Origin of the sequence: Burkholderia sp. M6-3 (assembly GCF_050858985.1) — a bacterium.
Classification (GTDB): Bacteria; Pseudomonadota; Gammaproteobacteria; order Burkholderiales; family Burkholderiaceae; genus Paraburkholderia; species Paraburkholderia caledonica.
The window spans coordinates 1,490,866-1,508,920 of the sequence record NZ_CP110090.1 but is presented as its reverse complement, the minus strand read 5'-3'; the positions used below and the strand labels follow the sequence as shown (position 1 = coordinate 1,508,920).

Genomic DNA, 18,055 nt, shown 5'->3' with positions numbered 1-18,055 from the left:
GCCCCGGGGACTCATCAGGAACCCGCCGTGGATGCACTGACGACCGACCCGGTGCCCGAAGCCGATGACATAGGCGGCTCGCCCGCCGTCGCGCCCGACGACATCTGGCCGCAGCGACTCGACACCGGGTGGCAATGCGTCAGCACACCGGCCGGCGCATGTGCGTCACCGGGCGAGCTGCCCGACAACGGCTGGCTCGCAGCGCAGGTTCCTGGCACGGTGGCGAGCGCGCGGCGAGCCGCGGGTCTCTTCGACGTGGCGCATCCCGAACCACTCGCCTTCGACGATCACTGGTATCGCGTGACGCTGAACGGCTCGGGCAAACGGCGCTTGCGTCTACATGGACTGGCAACCATCGCGGAAGTCTGGCTCGACGGCATCAGACGCCTAGAATCCGATTCGATGTTCGTCGCACACGAGCTCGACGTCGAACTGAACGGCAGCGCGACACTCGACCTATGCTTTCGCTCTTTAGCGCCAGCGTTGGCGGCAAAACGCTCGCGTGCAAGATGGCGGCCGCGGCTCGTCTCGCCGCCCACTTTACGCAACGTCCGCACGACGCTGCTCGGCCACATGCCGGGCTGGTGCCCTTCTGTACACGCGGTCGGACCGTGGCGGCCGGTCGAGATGCTGAGCGATGCGCGGAACGCGGTCGACCGCGTCGGAGTCGCGAGCCGGATCGACGGCGACGACGGAATTGTTTCGCTAACGCTACGTTTCGTTCATCCGCACGATCGCGCGGCGTGCCGCGCTTCGCTCAGCTGCGGCGACCACGTTTCGTCGTTGCAATGGCGCGACGCCTTCACACTGACCGGCAGTGTGCGGGTGCCCTGCGTCGAACGCTGGTGGCCCCACACGCACGGGGCGCCCACTTTATATCCACTTCTATTGCATCTCGATGACAGCGGGGTCATTCCGCTGCCGCTCGGCTCGATCGGCTTTCGCGAGATCGTCGTGGACCGCGGCGCTGACGGTACGGGCTTTGCGCTGCATATCAACGGCGTGCCGGTGTTTTGCCGTGGCGTGTGCTGGACGAGCGCCGACCTTGTCACGCTGGCCGGCAGCGAAGCGCAACTCCGGCACGCCTTCGAACTGGCCCGCGACGCAGGCATGAATATGCTGCGCGTGGGCGGCACGATGGTCTACGAGTCCGACCTCTTCTATACACTCGCCGACGAATATGGCGTGCTCGTCTGGCAGGACTTCGCATTGGCGAATTTTGACTACCCGAACGACGCGGCTTTCCGTGCGTCGATCGAAAGCGAAGCCACGCAGTTCCTCGGCCGCACGCGCCGCTTTGCGTCGCTCGCGGTGTTGTGCGGCGGCAGCGAGGCCGATCAGCAGGCCGCGATGTTCGGGCTGCCGCCTTCGATGCGCGTGCAACCAGTGTTCGACGAGCTATTGCCCGCTATCGCCGCTCGCGAGCGGCCTGACGTGCCTTATGTAAGCAACTCCCCGTCGACGGGCGTGTGGCCGTTTTGCACTAATGAGGGCGTCACTCACTACTACGGCGTGGGCGCGTACCAGCGGCCCCTCGACGATGCGCGCCGCTCACACGTGCGGTTTGCTGCCGAGTGTCTGGCTTTTGCCAACGTGCCGGACGACGCCACCTTGAACGAAGCGCTCGGCACGATCCATCCGCACGATCCGCGCTGGAAAGCCGCAGTGCCGCGCGATCCCGGCGCAGGATGGGATTTCGACGACGTGCGCGACCACTATCTTCAGACGCTTTATGGCGTCGAGCCGGCGCGTCTGAGATACGAAGACCCTCAGCGCTATCTGGACGCGTCGCGGGCAGTGGTGGCCGAACTGATGGCCGAGGTGTTCACCGAATGGCGCAGGAACGGATCGGACTGCGGCGGCGGACTCGTCTGGCAGCTTCAGGATTTGCGGCCGGGCGCGGGCTGGGGTTTGATCGACGCCACGGGACGCCCTAAAAGCGCTTTACACGGCCTCGCCCACACACTCCAACCCATACAGGTGCTGCTTACCGACGAAGGCCTCAACGGCCTCGATATCCACCTGATCAATGAGCGCGCGCAAACGTTGACAGCGCAACTCGAACTCGTCTGTCTGCGCGACGGCCGCGTGAAAGTTGCACAGGTGAGCCGTGCGGTGCAACTCGCGCCCCGTTCCACCGAGCGTATCCCGGCCGCCGCGTGTCTCGGTCAGTTCTTTGATCTGACGCATGCCTACCGCTTCGGCCCGCGCGCGCACGACGTAACGATCGCGACGTTGCGCGATGCGGCCAGCGGAAAGATTCTGTCCGAAGCGTTTCATTTACCCGAGCGGCGCATCGGCCAGCGTCACGAACTCGGCTTGACCGTCGAAGTCGAGCGCGCAGACGACGGCTGGCAGCTGGTGTTAGAAGCGCAGCGCTTCGCGCGCTTCGTTCATATCAATGATGCGAACTACCGCGCCGCGCACGACTGGTTCCACCTTGCGCCGAACCGTCCTTGCATCGTGCCGCTCATTCCGCTCGCGCCGAATGCATCGCAAAGCGCAGTGGTTGCGCGTGCATCGAACGTCAGCTTTAAAGCGGATGCAACAAATGCGGCGCCCGCCGGTGAAGTGCTCGCGCTGAATGCGGCAAGCCCCACGTTCTACGGGTAAACGTATCTTCTACCGCTCATCCCTTCGCAAGCCGCGTAAAACCTCGCGCTGCGCCGAATGCATTTGTCTGCGGCGGCCCATCACTGTCGTTTTTTTTGCGACTCTTTAAACCACAAATGACGAACCGTACGCCAGCGAACGCAGAGCGTTGAACACATCTGAATCAATTCCGGCACATCGCGGACATCGCGTGAAGCGGTGCCAGGAAAGGCCCGGTTCACCTCGGCGATTGCTGCGCGATAACCCTGCCAGCGGGCGCGAATCCAATTGGATCAAGCACTTGGGTCATATTAAAACAGCGCTCACGACGCCGGCAGCCAGGCTGACCGGTGTACAGAATTGAAACAAAAAGCCGCATCTCGGTGGGCCAACCCACACTGACGTCCTCGCTGCGTCGCACCAGTCAGGCTTTTCCCTATGGTTGGCACAGTCCTCGCTAATAGGAGAACGCGACACCGCGACGCCGCAGGGGAGCAACGAAAACGGCGTCGCGCATCAGGCAAATACGGGGCCGGTTCCATTCATCCTCCGCTGCGCGCAATGCAGCAGGACTTATAAAAGGATGCAGGAATCGGATCAAAAACAGGAAGACGCGAACACGCGCGCCTTCACGCGAGGACCGATCATGTTGACACTTCAATCAGATCTGCATGGAAACCATTTGCTCGGCGCATTGCCGTCACACGAATGGCAAGCACTTGCTCCGCACCTCGAACTGGTTCATCTACGCACTGAGCAACTGCTTTGCGATTCGGGCCAACGTATTCACCATGTGTACTTCCCCACTACCGCAATCATTTCGATGCTGTCGACGATGGAAGACGGCAGCTCGGTGGAAATCGCCGCGGTGGGCCGCGAAGGCATGACGGGTGTGCCGGTGCTCACGGGCGGCGAGACCATGCCGAATCGGGTGCAGGTTCAATGCGCCGGCTTCGCGTACCGGATGAGCGCTCAAGCTCTGAAGCAGCAATTCGCACGCTCCGATTTCCTGCGCCGGCTGATGTTGCTCTACATGCACGCTCTTCTCACGCAAGTCGCGCAAACGGCAGCCTGCAACCGTCATCACGCACTGAACAAACAACTGTGCAGGTGGCTTCTCATCGAAGTAGACCGTGTCGCGTCGAACGATCTGACGGTCACGCAGCAGTTGATCGCCGACATGCTTGGCGTGCGCCGCGAGGGCATCACCGAAGCGGCCGGCAAGCTGCATGATGAAGGCCTGATCCATCATAGCCGCGGACATATCAAGGTACTCGATCGCAAGGGGCTCGAAGCGCGTGCGTGCGAATGCTACGGACTCGTCAAGCGCGAGTTCGACCGCCTTCTGCCGCGCCTGCGCCAGGCTGAGACTGTCGAATAAAACACCGCACCGTTCGACTACCTCGCAGAGTCAATAATGTTCAGGAATACTGCGCGATGCCTCGACGCAATCTTCGTGATCGCGGGAGGCCTGCTCGCCCATTGGATGCGGTTTTCGACGCTCGCCGCATTGCTGGATACGGAACGCCTGCTGATCGCGTTTAACTGCGTACTGGTGCTGCTGATGTTTCCCGGCTTCGGCGTGTACGAAACGTGGCGCGGCAAGCCTTTGATGTCGATGCTCGCAAGAGTCGCGGCTGCATGGCTCGCCGTCGTCGCCGGTGCGTTGCTGCTTGCGTTCACGCTGCATCGCATGGATGAGGTGTCGCGTTTGTGGCTCGCTTATTCGACGCTGATTTCCGGTGTGCTGATCATCGCAACCAAATGTGGGGTGCACGTGGCGTTGCGCAGTGTACGGCGCCGCGGCATGAATTTCCGCACGGTTGCAATCGTCGGCGCCCCCGGGTTTGCGCGCACGTTGCTCGCCCATCTGGAACGTGCGCCGCAAGCGGGCTTCAAGCCGGTCTGCGTATTCGACAGCAGCATTCACACCAGCATTCATGCGGGCATCGAAGCGTGCGGCGCTTACGGCGCGCGTCTGAACCGCCTGCCGGTACTGACCGACCTGAACACATTTGCCGCAAAAGTGCGGGACGAGAACGTGAACGAAGTGTGGCTCGCATTACCCTTATCAGAAGAACGCATGATCTATCGTTTCCAGCGCATGTTCAGGAACGACTTCGTGAATCTGCGCTTTATTCCCGATGTACGCAGCCTCTCGCTTTTCAACCACTCGCTCGTCGACGTAGTGGGTTTGCCCACGCTGAACCTTGGAGCGCCGCCGTTCTCGCCGCCGCAGATGTGGCCGAAGCTGATTTTCGACCGCCTCTTCGCGGCGGCCGCGCTGATCGCGCTTGCGCCGGTTTTCCTGGTGCTCGCCGTCGGCATCAAGCTCACTTCGCGAGGACCGGTGTTCTTCCGCCAGACCCGTAAGGGCGCCGACGGCGAGACGTTCTCCATCTACAAGTTCCGTTCGATGACGGTGCATCAGGAAGCGCATGGCGAGCTCACCCAGGCCTCTCGCAACGACGCGCGTGTGACGAAGCTCGGCGGCTTCATGCGCCGCACGAGCCTCGATGAGCTGCCGCAGTTTCTGAACGTGCTGCTCGGCCAGATGTCGGTGGTCGGCCCCCGTCCGCATGCCATCGAGCACGACGATCTCTACAAGGACCAGGTGTACGGCTACATGCACCGCTACCGTATCAAACCCGGCATCACGGGTTGGGCGCAGGTGAACGGCTATCGCGGCGCAACACGCAAAGTGGAAAAGATGGAAGCGCGCGTGAAGTTCGACCTCTTCTATATCCACAACTGGTCGTTCTGGTTCGACATGAAAATTGTCTTCATCACGATCTTCAAGGGCTTTGTCGGCCGCAACGCATTCTGATCATGCCGCTACGTGAACCGCTCGTGAAAGTCTCAGTGATCGTGCCGACGTATCGACGCACCGCGGATCTGGCGCGGTGCCTCGCCGCGCTCGACGCACAGGAGCGCCGTCCTGACGAGGTGATCGTCATCGCTCGTCACGACGACCACGCGACGCTCGACTGGCTTCGCACGCGCGAAGCCAACCGGCCCGATCCGCGCCGCTACGTCGTGCTCGTGCATAAGCCGGGTGTGGTGGCCGCCTACAACCTCGGCATCGACAGCGCATGTGGCGACGTGCTGTGTTTTACCGACGACGACGCCGCTCCGCATTCCGACTGGGTCGCGCGAATCGCCCGCGCATTCCAGAGCGATCCGGGCCTGGGCGGCCTTGGCGGGCGCGACATCGTGCATGAACGCAACGGCATTCTGCAGGGGCAGAAGCCGTGCGTGGGCATCGTGCGATGGTACGGCCGCACGATCGGCAATCATCACATCGGCCACGGCCAGGCGCGCGAAGTTCACGTGCTCAAAGGCGTGAACATGGCGTTTCGCCGCGAGGCGATCGGCACATTGCGCTTCGACGCGCGCTTGCGGGGTAGCGGCGCGCAGGTTCATTGCGAAATGGGCTTCAGCCTCGACGTGCGGCGGCGCGGCTGGAAGCTCGTCTACGACCCGGCGCTGCTCGTCGAACATTTTCCCGCTCAGCGCGGCGACGAAGATCAGCGCTTCACATTTAACGACGCGGCCTTTTATAACGCGTCGTTCAATCTCCGACTCATCATGTGCGAACACCTGACGCCGCCTGGCCGATGGGCGTTCGTCGCTTATTCGACGCTAATCGGCGATCGCGCAGACCCGGGGTTTCTGCGCGCATTGTCGCTGGCATTCGAGCGCGGCGGACTGGCGCTTGCGCTTCGCAAATGGCGAGTGGGTTTACGCGCAATGCGCGGAGCATGGCAGGAAGCGGTGCGCTAACCATCGACGTACCGGCTACACGCGAAGGGACCATAAAATGACTATCAAAACAATTGCCGCGACGCTCGCGGCTGCATCTCTATGCGCCTGTTCACTGGCGCCCGGACCATACCTCGACACGAAACGGCTGGAACCGCCGGCACCGCCCGAGCAGACCGCCGAGAAGTTTCCGGTGCACGCAATCGACGTCGGCTATTTCCGCGAGCAACGCGCGGCCACCGTTCCCGCCGTGTGCCCGTTGACGTGCCTCACGCCGCAAACGCGCGGCCTTTACGAGTATCGGCTGGGGATAGGCGACCAGTTGACCATCATCGTCTGGGATCACCCCGAACTGACGGGCGGCATGGGCCTCGCGACCGGCACGCCGCCGTTGCCCGCAGGTAGCGCTGCGCCCTCTCCTGGCCCCACGCAGACCCAAGGCGCGACGCCCATTGCGCCCACCACGATGAGCAGCGGCGAAGGCGGTCTCACGGTGCGTGTCGCCAACAACGGCACGATCTTCTTTCCGCGCGTGGGCCGCATCAAGGTGCAAGGCATGACCGCGCAACAGGTTCAGGAAGCGCTGACCAAAGGTCTCGCCCGCACGATTCGCGACCCGCAACTCGACGTGCACGTGTCGGGCTTCAACAGTCAGTCGGTGCAGGTGACCGGCAACCTGCGCACGCCCGCGTCCGAAGCAATCACCGATGCGCCGCTCACCGTGCTCGACGCGATCAACCGTGCGGGAGGCGCGCTGCCCGACGCCGATCTGCAAAACGTCGGCGTCACGCGCGACGGCAAACGCCATACGGTCGACGTAGCGGCGCTACTCGAAACCGGCGACCCGCAGCAGAACGTATTGCTGAAGGACGGCGACATCATCGACGTGCCGGATCGCTCGAATAGCCGCGTATTCGTGCTCGGCGAAGTCAACAAGCCGACTTCGCTGCCGATGAACCGCGGCCGTCTCACGCTCGCCGACGCACTCACCGGCGCAGGCAGTCTCGATGTGAAGACCGGCGATCCGCGTTACGTCTATGTGGTGCGTGGCGCTGACAAAACGCTGACGCCCGACGTCTATCAACTCGATATGACGCAAGTGGACGCGTTGATGCTAATGACCAAGTTCGATCTGCAACCGAAGGATGTGGTGTACGTGCAAGTGTCGAATGCCGCGCGCTTCAATCGCGCACTCGAACAGATCACGCCGACTCTCCAGTCGCTGTTCTACACCGTCCAGTTGTCCAGATAAATTGCTTGCAACGGAGTATCGACATGAGTACGTATGACATGCTGGACCACGGGCCGGCGCCGGGCGGCGACGAAGACGCGGTGATGCGCGATCTGCTGCGCACGGTTACGGAGCAGATCTGGTGGGTAATCGGCATTGCAGGCAGCGTGATCCTCGCCGCCGTCGTCTATACGAAGATCGCCACGCCGGTCTATTCCGCCGACGCGCTGCTTCAGGTCGACGCGCAGAGCAGCGGCAACAACGCGCAAGGTCAGAAGCTGCTGTCGTTGACGCCGAGCGTGGGCCCGATGCGCACCGAGGCCGAGATCGAAATCATCAAGAGCCGCGCGGTGGTCGAGCCGGTAGTCGAGCAATTCAAGCTGAACTTCAGCACATCGGCGAACACGGTGCCGGTGCTGGGCAAGATTGCTTCGTTGTTCGCGAGTCCGGGGCACCCGCTCGCCGCACCGTTCGGACTGACCGAATATGCGTGGGGCGGGGAGCAGTTCGAGGTTGCCTCGATCGTCGTGCCGAAGGCGCTCGAAGGCGCGCAACTGACGCTGCACGCGCTCGACAAAGGCCGCTACGTACTGACCGATGCGCGCGGTGCAACGCTGTTGACCGGCGTGGCCGGCGTGCAGGCGCAAGGCCACGACATCACGCTGCTGGTGAAAAGACTGGTGGCGCGTCCCGGCACCGAGTTTTACATCACGCGGTTCAATCAGCTTGACGCGGTGTCGGGCCTGTCCACTGCGTTGCAGGTCACCGAGAAAGGCCGTGACACGGGCGTCGTGCAATTGTCGTATTCGGGTACCGACGCCCATGCGATCACCGCGATCACGAACGCGGTGGCCGCCTCGTATCTGAAGCAGCGCACCGAACGCGCACAGGAAGAAGCGAGCCACATGCTCGACTTTCTCAACAGCGAACTGCCACGGCTGCGCGACGAGGTAAAGAAGACGGAAACCGCGCTATCGGAGTATCAGTCGAAAGTCGGCTCGTTCCAGCCGACTCAGGAAGCGGGCGTGTATCTCGCCGGCGGCCTCGACTACGAAAAGCAGATCGCGGCGCTGCGCATTCAGCGCGCGCAATTGCTGCAGCGTTTCACTCCCGAAAGCCCGGAAGTGCTGCAAGTAGACTCGCAATTGGCCGCAATGGCCCGCGAGAAAGCGCGCTTCGAAGACCACTTTACGACGCTGCCGAGTTCCGAGCGGAACGCGCTCGCATTGCAACGCGATGCGAAAGTTGCCGAAGAAATTTACGTGGCGCTGCTCAACAAGATTCAGGAGTTGTCTATCTCGCGGGCCGGCACGATCGGCAACGTTCACATCGTCGACGAAGCGTTGTTGCCGTCGAAGCCCGTGCGGCCGAAGTCGGCACTCGTGATTTCTGCGGGCACGCTGCTCGGCGTGATCGGCGGCATTCTGTTCGCGTACTGCAGGCGCAAGTTCTTTACCGGCGTGGCCGATCCGGAATTTGTCGAACGCCGTTTCCAGTTGCCGATTTTCGGTGCGATCACATTCAGTCCGGAACAGGCGCGCAGCGACCGGCAGTTGAGCGCGACGCGCGGAGCCGCTCTCGCCGCGCCTCGTTCGCGGCCGACCGAAGTGGAAGATGCAACTGCGTCCTCGAGCGGCATCGCGGGACTGTTGTCGTCCCGCTCGCGCGCGAATGCAGCAGCAGACGAAGTGCGCGGCGAGCGGGTCGGCACACAGACCGTGATCGCGTCGGGCAAGACGCCGGTGCGCCCGCTGCTCGTCAAGACGCATCCGTACGACACGACTGTCGAAGGCTTGCGCGGCTTGCGCGCCACGCTGCAGTTCGGCCTGCTCGATGCGCCGAACCGCATCATCGCGATTACGAGTCCGGCGCCGTCCGACGGCAAGAGCTTCCTGAGCGCGAACCTCGCGGCGCTGATCGCCGAATCCGGCAAGCGCGTGCTGCTGATCGACGCGGATTTGCGGCGCGGTCGTCTCGCGCAATATCTCGGCCGCTCCCCGGAAGGCGGGCTCACCGAGTTGCTGACGGGCCAGGTGGACCTTGAAACGGCCGCACGCGCGACGGGCGTCGCGGGTCTTCACTTCATCGCGGCGGGCACTTATCCGCCGAATCCGTCGGAGATCCTCACCTCGTCGCGGTTCAGTGAAATCCTTGCGCGTTTCGAACAGCAGTTCGACCTGATCATCGTCGATACGCCCCCGCTGCTTGCGGTCGCCGACGCCGCGGTGGTCGCGAACCTCGCGGGCTCGACGGTGCTCGTCATGCGCGCCGGCGCGCACACCGAAGGCCATCTCGCAGAAGCGTTGAAGAAGCTGCGCCGCGCACGCGCGCGCGTGGTCGGTGGCGTGATGAACGCCGTACCGCTGAAGAGCCACAATAAAAATGGTACGTACGACTATGCTTATGCGTACACGTACGCGACTGCCCATCCTGACGACACCGGCAAGACGGGCTGATTCACGCTGCAAGCGATAAACGGTAGGCGATCGAGGGCCGCGCTCCACGGAGACGCGGCCCTTTTGTCTATTGCCGCGTCAACGCGCGATGATCAATGGTGAGAGTGCTGAAGCTATAGCAGACAGGGCGCCGACAGCGGAAAACCGCCGGCTCAGAATGAGTGAGACGTCTTGAGTGAAACCAGCCGCACAGACGGACCGCAGACGATCGGCACCGTCTGGCTACGGCCTTATAGAAATGCGCTGACGTCTGTCTGGAAACGCTGGGCAAGCGCTTTTGCGACCTTCTTGCTGATCGAGCGGCGGCCCGCCAGGATATCGCTCACCACCGTCGGGGATGCGATGCCCATCAGGTCCTTCTGCTTGAGGCCGTGGGTCTCCAGCAGGTGCCGCAATACCTCGCGCGGCTCGCCTTTCGGAAGCGTCGTATTCTGCGCTTTCCAGGCGCGTACGAGCTCCGAAACGATTGCATGAAGATCGGCAAGCGGATCGTCCTCCTTGCCGTTCAGATGGGCGGCAAGCGCGCTGGCGAGCTCGACCATCGTCTGGTAATCATGCTCGTTGCGAATGGGAGTAATGGGCACGTGAGCCTGCAGCGCGGCCCAGCTTTGAGCAATGTCGGGAAAGGATCCCGGAAGGCGATCGGCATTCATGAGTGTAGGTTCATCCTCGTCCAAAGGTCGTGCTCGCATGCGTCACCACGTGACGAACGAATAACGACTGCCTGTTGTAATGAATCGCCGCGACAATCCGTGCCGGCTGTCGCCGCGTCGAAGACCGTGTATCGAGGCGGCCATGACCCACGCTGGCGCCTCCCCCCGGATAGCCGCTCGGGTGGCATCGCCCGGCGACTTGTTCGATGATGCTGCCCCTGCTGAAACAGGTCTGAATCGCCGAGCAACGAAGCTCGCGAAAGCCTCGGCTCATCGTCCCCAACTGCTCCGCGACGCCGGCTGTGCAGGCCAGCCAACCTCGTCGGTGATGAGATCGGCGCCAGTCCTCTCCACTACCGCCGCCTCACTGCGCAAGCCCGCCGCGGCGATCGTGCGCGTAACCTCAGCCATGAACGCGCGGCGAAACACGGCCGACGAGAACCGCTCCGCATTCGCACGGCAAGCGGCTGGCGTGATCTGCTCACGCTGCCGCTCGAAACGGTCGATGGCATCGAGCATCGACACGACAGTCTGTCGTCCGAAATAAACGCCTGTAGGATGCGCTTCACCGACAGGCACAACTGTTTCGAGCGCTCCGCCCTTGCCGAACGCAATGACCGGCGTGCCGCAGGCCTGTGCTTCGAGTGGAACGATGCCGAAGTCCTCTTCGGCAGCGAAGACAAACGCCTTCGCGCGCTGCAAATAGTCCTTGAGCACGCCGGCCGGCTGATAGCCGAGTATCGTCACATTCGGCCCGGCCTTGGCGCGAATCGCAGACATTTCGGGGCCGTCGCCGATCACGACCAACTGACGGTGCGGCGTTGCGCTGAACGTCTCGACAATCAGGTCGATGCGCTTGTACGGCACCATTCGCGAGGCCGTCAGATAAAAGTCGTCTTTGTTCGTGCATAGCTCGAACTGGTGCACGTCGACGGGAGGCGGAATGACGGCCGCGTCACGTCGGTAGGTTTTCATCATGCGGCGCGCGACGAATTGCGAATTGGCGATAAGACGGTCCACGCTATTCGCCGAGTGCGAATCCCAGCCACGCAGGTAATGCAGCAACAGGCGCACCAGCCAGGACCTGGGCCCGTGCGTCAATCGCGCTTCGCGCAGATACTGATGCTGCAAGTCCCACGCGTAGCGCATCGGCGAATGCACGTAACTCACATGCGTCTGATCGGGTCCGACGAGCACACCCTTCGCAACCGCATAGGAACTCGTGATAATGAGGTCGTAGCCCGAGAGGTCGAACTGCTCGACCGCGAGCGGCATCAACGGCAGGTAAGCGCGGTAGCGGCGCCGCGCGAGCGGCAGGCATTGAATGAACGAGGTAGTGACCGGTTTGCCGCGCAACGGCCGGCGGTCTTCGAGGAAGTCGACGAGACTGAAAAGATCGGCGTCCGGAAAGCATTCGATGATCTGCTCGAGTACTTTCTCCGCGCCGCCGGGTGCGACGAGCCAGTCGTGCACGATCGCAACTCTCATGATCTCCTTATCCTCAGTCAACGCCTCTGGGCTTAACAACGAGTGTATGTGGCGCTTCGTTTGCTGCGTGTGCGCGTGCACACATTCGACGCGCGACGGGACGCGAATAATTAATCATCCCATTCGCCTCTTGCGAACGAACAAAAACCAATTAATTCGCCTTCCTATGCGCCCTACGCTCGACGCCTCTCCAATCGCTACCCCGCTTCCGCTCGTGTCGCCGGTGTTCATCGATCCAGTTGCAGCGCCTGCCGCGCCGGTCGGCTCCGGCATGTCCGCACCCACGGTGAGGCACACGAGCGTATTGCCGCGCGTGCTGTTTGTCGACCAAAGCGGCCAACTCGGCGGGGCCGAGTTCGCGTTGCTGCAATTGGCAGAACATTGCATATCGCATAGCGAAGTCGTATTGCTTGCCGACGGTCCGTTTCGCATGCGTCTGGAAGCACTCGGCGCTCGCGTGCAAGTGATCAGCGACGCGAAGGTCTCGGGCATCGCGCGGCAAGCGTCGGCTTTGAACTGCTTGCGCGTGCTGCCGGGCATCGTGCGGCAGGTCCGCGCTCTTGCGGCACGCGCGCGAGCGTTCGACGTCTTGTTCGTCAACACACAAAAAGCGCTTGTGTTGGGCGCGCTTGGCAAGGCGCTGTATCGGAAGCCTGTGGTCTGGTATCAGCACGACATTCTCACGCGCGAGCATTTCGGCCGGGTGCAACTGAGCGTCATCAAGTGGGCCGTGCGGCTTGGGGTCGACCACGTGATCGTCAATTCGCAGGCATCGGCGAGGTCGCTTGCAGCACTCACGGGTCTCGCCGCAGACTCGGTGCCGGTCGTCTATAACGGCATCGACGCGAGCGCGTTCGATCAAGTGGATGGCACCGACATCGGCTCGCTCAGGCAGCGCCTCGGCTTGCCGGAGAACGCCTGGCTCGCAGGTCTGTTCGGCCGCCTCGCGCCGTGGAAAGGTCAGCACGTCGCGCTCGACGCGTTGGCGCGATTGCCCGACGCACACCTCGTTCTGGTCGGCGCACCGCTATTTGGTGAGGATGCCTATGCGCAGCGTCTGCGCGACCAGGCCGCCGCGCTCGGCATTGCCGAACGCGTGCATTTCGCGGGCTTTCAGGACGACGTGCCCACGTGGATGAAAGCGATGAATGTGATCTTGCACACGTCGACGGAACCCGAGCCGTTTGGCCGTGTGATCGTCGAGGGCATGGCGGCGGCCCGGCCGGTGATCGCGGCAGCCGCGGGCGGCGTAACGGAGATCGTGCGGCATGGCCGCAACGGCTGGCTCGTCAAGCCCGGCGATGCAGCGGCGCTCGCGGAGGCAATCGTCGCGTTGCGCGCAGATCCGGCGCTCGCACAGCGCCTCGCCCAACAGGCGCTGACCGATGCGCAGGTGGAGTTTTCGGTAGAGCGGTATTTGCAGCGGATGATGGACGCGTTGACGGCCGCGATGCAGCGCCCCGGTGATAGAACGAATACGCAGGCGAGCCGCTAGAACGCGTGCCGCTGCTCAAAAACAATGGATGCGTGCGAGCCCGCGTGAGCAGGCTCGCGCGTGACTCAGTCCTTGCGGTATTCGATGGTTTGCACGCCGGTGTCCGTGCCGAGCAGACACAGATTTGCGCCGCGCGCCGCGAAGAGTCCGACCGTCACGACGCCTGGCCAGGCATTGATATGCATTTCGAGCGTGCGCGGATCGCTAATACGCAGACCTTTGACGTCGATAATCTCATTGCCGTTGTCGGTGATGAAGGGCGTGCCCTCTTTCGTGACGCGCACCACCGGCACTCCGCCGAGGGCCGTGACGCGGCGGCCGATTGCGGTGCGTGCCATCGGCACCACTTCGATCGGCAGCGGAAAATTGCCCAGCGTGTCGACGAGTTTGCTCGCATCCGCGATACAGACGAACACGTCCGATACCGAAGCGACGATTTTCTCGCGCGTCAGCGCACCGCCGCCGCCTTTGATCATCGCGCCGCTGTGGTCGATCTCGTCCGCACCGTCTACATAAACCGGCAGCGAATCGATTTCGTTCAGATCGAGCACCTTGATGCCGTGCGATTGCAGGCGCGCGGTGGTGGCAAGCGAACTCGACACCGCGCCGCGATAGCGCGCCTTGTTGGCGGCCAGCGCGTCGATGAAGCAGTTCGCGGTAGAGCCTGTGCCCACGCCGATCAGCGAGCCTTCGGGCACGTTGGCGAGGACGTAGTCGGCGGCGGCCTGACCGACCAGTTGCTTGAGTTCGTCTTGAGTCATGGGAATGCCGGCTAGCAGTAAAAAACACTAGTTTACCGGAGTGCAAGCCTCGCGCCGGCCGGAATTACTTCTTCACCGCCCGCTGCCTGACCGCCTCGAACAGACACACGCCGCTCGCCACGGACACGTTCAGGCTTTCCACGGTGCCAGCCATCGGAATCTGCATGACGACGTCGCAGGTATCGCGCGTAAGGCGGCGCATGCCCTCGCCTTCGGCGCCCATCACGAGTGCAACAGGACCGTCGAGCTCCGTCTCGTACAGGCTCTTGCTGGCCTCGCCGGCCGTGCCGACAACCCACACGCCGGCGTCCTTCAGTTCGCGCAACGCCCGTGCCAGGTTCGTCACGGTGATGTATGGCACGGTGTCAGCGGCGCCGCTCGCGACCTTCGCGGCAGTCGCGTTCAGGCCGACGGCCCGGTCACGCGGCGCGATCACCGCGTGCGCGCCGGCAGCGTCGGCGACGCGCAGGCAGGCGCCCAGATTGTGCGGGTCCGTCACGCCGTCCAGCACCAGAATGAGTGGCGAACCGTTGATGCCATCGAGCAACTCAGCCAGGTTCTGCGCGAGCGGCATGTCGCCCGCGCGCGCGACGACGCCCTGGTGACGCTCGGTGTGCGCGAGGCCCCACAGTCGCGTTTCGTCGGCGGCGATGAGACGCACGCCCGCTTCTTTCGCCACGTGCAGAAACTCGGTCATGCGACGGTCCTTGCGCGTGGCGTCGTAATAGACATCTTCGACGGTGGACGCGTCGTGCCTGATACGCGCGGTGACTGCGTGGAAACCGTATAAAACCTTGTGACGTGCCATGACTGATACAACCTTTGATTGAGCCCGGCAGGATCGCCGCGCTGCTGTGATGAATATATGTGCCTGTGCGCGATCCAGCCAGCGCGTGAATCCGGGATTGACCGCAGATTGAACCAGGCAGCTGAAACGAACACCGCGCGCAACCGGCACGTCTAGACGTACCCGCTGCGCGCGGTTCAAGCCATGAGGCGGCTTTAGCGCTTCTTGCGCGCCGTCGGCTTGGACGCCGGCTTGGGTGCCGCGCCGTGCTTCTTCGCGGCACCGCGCGCGGCGCGTGCTTCCTTGACGGCAGCGCTTTGTGCGGGAGCCGCTTTCTTGCGACGCGCGCCCGCCGCATTGCCGCCTTCGACCGGCGGCAATGCACGCACGCGCGCGCCGCCGTTTTCGCCGGATGATTTGTCGGCCGCCGCCACGCCGCGCACCGGGTGCGGCTTGATCGGCGTATCCCGTACGAGACGGAAGTCGATCTTCCGCGCGTCGAGATCCACGCGGCTCACCTGCACGCGCACGCGATCCGACAGGCGGTAGCGAATGCCGGTGCGCTCGCCGCGCAGTTCGTTCTTGATCTCGTCATACTGGAAGTAGTCGGAGCCCAGTTCGGTCACGTGCACGAGGCCTTCGATGAAAAGCGAGTCGAGCTGCACGAAAATGCCGAACGACGTGACACCGTTCACCATGCCGCCATATTCTTCGCCGAGCTTGTCGCGCATGAAATAGCACTTGAGCCACGCTTCGACGTCGCGCGACGCTTCGTCGGCCCGGCGTTCGTTGGCCGAGCAATGCAGACCCAGTTCTTCCCAGATCGCCACGTTGTTCGAGCGCGAGCGGCCGCTTTTTTCCTCGTCGGCCTGCTGCATCGCGCGTGCGCGCGGCGACAGCGCCGTATTCAGCGTGACGCCTTGCGGCGGCTCAGGCTGATACTTGCGGCCCTGCAGGATCGCGTATATCGCGCGGTGCGTGAGCAGGTCGGGATAACGGCGGATCGGGCTCGTGAAGTGGGCGTACGCCTCGTAGGCGAGACCGAAGTGGCCGATATTGTCGGGGCTGTACACGGCCTGTTGCATCGAGCGCAGCAGCATGGTTTGCAGCATTTGCGCGTCGGGCCGTTCGCGGATTTGCGCCATCAGTGCGGCGTAGTCGCTTGCATGCGGCTTGTCGCCGCCGCCGAGCGTGAGGCCCATGCCGCGCAGGAACGTACGCAGATTCTCGAGCTTCTCCGCAGTCGGCCCGGCGTGCACGCGGAACAGGCCCGGATGCTTGTTGCGCTTGAGGAAGTCGGCGGCGCAGACGTTCGCGGCCAGCATGCATTCCTCGATCAGCTTGTGCGCGTCGTTGCGGGTGCGCGGCACGATCTGTTCGATCTTGCCCTGCGCATTGCAGACGATGTACGTCTCGGTCGTGTCGAAGTCGATCGCGCCGCGCTTCTGGCGCGCAGCAAATAGGGACTTGTAGACGCCGTACAGGTTCTGCAATTGCGGCAGCAGCGCGGCGCGGCGCGCGGCTTCCGGACCCTTGGTATTCTTCAGCACGGCGGCGACTTCGGTATAAGTCAGACGTGCGGCCGAATGCATCACGCCGGGATAGAACTGATACGCCTTCACTTCGCCCCGCGCGGTGACGATCATGTCGCACACCAGCACGCAACGGTCGACGCTCGGATTCAGCGAGCACAAACCGTTCGACAGTTTTTCCGGCAGCATGGGAATCACGCGGCGCGGAAAATAAACGGAGGTGCTGCGCTCGATCGCGTCCGCGTCGAGGCCGCTTTTCGGATGCACGTAGTGGGACACGTCCGCGATCGCGACGATCAGGCGGAAACCTTCGCCGCGGCCTACCTTGACCGGCTCGCAATAGACGGCGTCGTCGAAGTCGCGCGCGTCTTCGCCGTCGATCGTGACGAGCGGGACGTCGCGCAGGTCGACGCGGTGACGCACGTCGGCCGGTCGGACTTCATCGGGAAGTTTCGACGCTTCGGCGAGCGCGTCGGGGCTGAACTCGTGCGGCACGCCGTACTTGCGCACGGCGATCTCGATTTCCATGCCGGGGTCGTCGATATCGCCGAGCACTTCGGCCACGCGGCCAAGCGGCTGCGAATGACGACTCGGAAAATCGGTCAGCTCAACGACCACCACCTGACCGACCTTGGCCTTCTTGGTGTTCTGCGTGATCAGGATGTCGTGGCCAATGCGCTTGTCTTCGGGCGCGACGATCAGCGCGCCGTTCTCGTTGAGCAGGCGGCCGATGACGCGCTTGTTGGCACGGTCGGTGACTTCGACGATATGCCCTTCCGGCCGGCCACGCCGGTCATAGCCGACGATGCGCGCAAGCACGCGGTCGTTGTGCATGACCTTTTGCATTTCGGCGGTGGGCAGGAACAGGTCGTCCTGGCCGTCGTCGCGAATCAGGAAGCCGTAGCCGTCCCGATGGCCCTGAACGCGCCCTGCGACGAAGTTCGACGGATGAGTCAGTTGATACAAATTGCGCTGATCGAGCCGGATCTGGCCATCGCGCTCCATCGCGCCGAGGCGCTTGAAGAACCCCTCGCGCTCCTGGCGCTTGATCGACAAGGCTTCGGCGATGTCGTTGGCGGCGAGCGGCGCTTCGCTCGTACGCAGGACGCCGAGGATTTCCTCGCGGCTCGGAATCGGATACGGAAATTTGCTCAAGGGCTTGTCGATGATTTTTTCTCGTTGCATGGACGTCGGTCGGCGATGTGGCTCGGCTTAAGAAGCGTTTGCAGCGCGCATGATCCGCGCCTGCCGTTGCACTAAAAAGACTGTCTCGGGTCCGGCTCGTTCAAGGCTGAGTC

The 18,055-nt window shown here is 63.1% G+C and carries 12 protein-coding genes; 7 read left to right on the top strand and 5 right to left on the bottom strand.

What is annotated here, in order from left to right; translation table 11 throughout:
* The first annotated feature begins 27 nt into the window (after positions 1 to 27).
* The 6 genes from OH764_RS06495 to OH764_RS06470 all read left to right on the top strand — a co-directional run bounded on the left by OH764_RS06495 (position 28) and on the right by OH764_RS06470 (position 10,041).
* The gene (locus tag OH764_RS06495; RefSeq protein ID WP_498848450.1) at positions 28 to 2,613 is read left to right on the top strand and encodes a glycoside hydrolase family 2 protein; all 2,586 of its coding nucleotides are present in this window, start codon (positions 28 to 30) and stop codon (positions 2,611 to 2,613) included.
* 625 nt (positions 2,614 to 3,238) lie between these two features.
* Positions 3,239 to 3,973 (top strand): Crp/Fnr family transcriptional regulator, encoded by a 735-nt coding sequence (locus tag OH764_RS06490; RefSeq protein ID WP_006048767.1) that lies wholly within the window; start codon positions 3,239 to 3,241, stop codon positions 3,971 to 3,973.
* A gap of 36 nt (positions 3,974 to 4,009) precedes the next feature.
* Positions 4,010 to 5,419 carry a sugar transferase gene (locus OH764_RS06485; RefSeq protein WP_498848449.1) on the top strand — a complete coding sequence of 470 codons (1,410 nt, stop codon included), beginning with the start codon at positions 4,010 to 4,012 and terminating at the stop codon, positions 5,417 to 5,419.
* A gap of 2 nt (positions 5,420 to 5,421) precedes the next feature.
* Entirely contained in the window at positions 5,422 to 6,375 is a 954-nt protein-coding gene (locus tag OH764_RS06480; RefSeq protein ID WP_498848448.1) for a glycosyltransferase family 2 protein, read from the top strand.
* A 37-nt stretch (positions 6,376 to 6,412) separates the two neighbouring features.
* Positions 6,413 to 7,606, top strand: a complete 1,194-nt coding sequence (locus OH764_RS06475) for a polysaccharide biosynthesis/export family protein (protein WP_498848447.1) — start codon at positions 6,413 to 6,415, stop codon at positions 7,604 to 7,606.
* A gap of 23 nt (positions 7,607 to 7,629) precedes the next feature.
* On the top strand, positions 7,630 to 10,041 hold the full coding sequence (locus OH764_RS06470) for a P-loop NTPase family protein (protein WP_498848446.1): 2,412 nt from the start codon (positions 7,630 to 7,632) through the stop codon (positions 10,039 to 10,041).
* Between the two features lie 230 nt (positions 10,042 to 10,271).
* Here OH764_RS06470 and OH764_RS06465 read toward each other — a convergent pair whose 3' ends face one another.
* Positions 10,272 to 10,694, bottom strand: coding sequence for a helix-turn-helix domain-containing protein (locus OH764_RS06465; protein WP_020065737.1), 423 nt, complete (start codon positions 10,692 to 10,694; stop codon positions 10,272 to 10,274).
* A gap of 270 nt (positions 10,695 to 10,964) precedes the next feature.
* Complete coding sequence (locus OH764_RS06460) at positions 10,965 to 12,182, bottom strand: glycosyltransferase family 4 protein (protein WP_498848445.1); 1,218 nt, start codon at positions 12,180 to 12,182, stop codon at positions 10,965 to 10,967.
* 166 nt (positions 12,183 to 12,348) lie between these two features.
* Here OH764_RS06460 and OH764_RS06455 point away from each other — a divergent pair, with 166 nt between their 5' ends.
* The gene (locus tag OH764_RS06455) at positions 12,349 to 13,677 is read left to right on the top strand and encodes a glycosyltransferase (RefSeq protein WP_498848444.1); all 1,329 of its coding nucleotides are present in this window, start codon (positions 12,349 to 12,351) and stop codon (positions 13,675 to 13,677) included.
* A gap of 65 nt (positions 13,678 to 13,742) precedes the next feature.
* On the opposite strand, the gene rpiA is transcribed toward OH764_RS06455, so the two are convergent.
* The 3 genes from rpiA to rnr form a co-directional block, all read right to left on the bottom strand.
* Complete coding sequence (gene rpiA, locus OH764_RS06450) at positions 13,743 to 14,438, bottom strand: ribose-5-phosphate isomerase RpiA (protein ID WP_087750926.1); 696 nt, start codon at positions 14,436 to 14,438, stop codon at positions 13,743 to 13,745.
* 64 nt (positions 14,439 to 14,502) lie between these two features.
* Positions 14,503 to 15,246, bottom strand: a complete 744-nt coding sequence (gene rlmB, locus OH764_RS06445) for a 23S rRNA (guanosine(2251)-2'-O)-methyltransferase RlmB (RefSeq protein ID WP_020065733.1) — start codon at positions 15,244 to 15,246, stop codon at positions 14,503 to 14,505.
* Between the two features lie 194 nt (positions 15,247 to 15,440).
* On the bottom strand, positions 15,441 to 17,942 hold the full coding sequence (gene rnr, locus OH764_RS06440) for a ribonuclease R family protein (protein ID WP_498848443.1): 2,502 nt from the start codon (positions 17,940 to 17,942) through the stop codon (positions 15,441 to 15,443).
* Positions 17,943 to 18,055 lie beyond the last annotated feature (113 nt).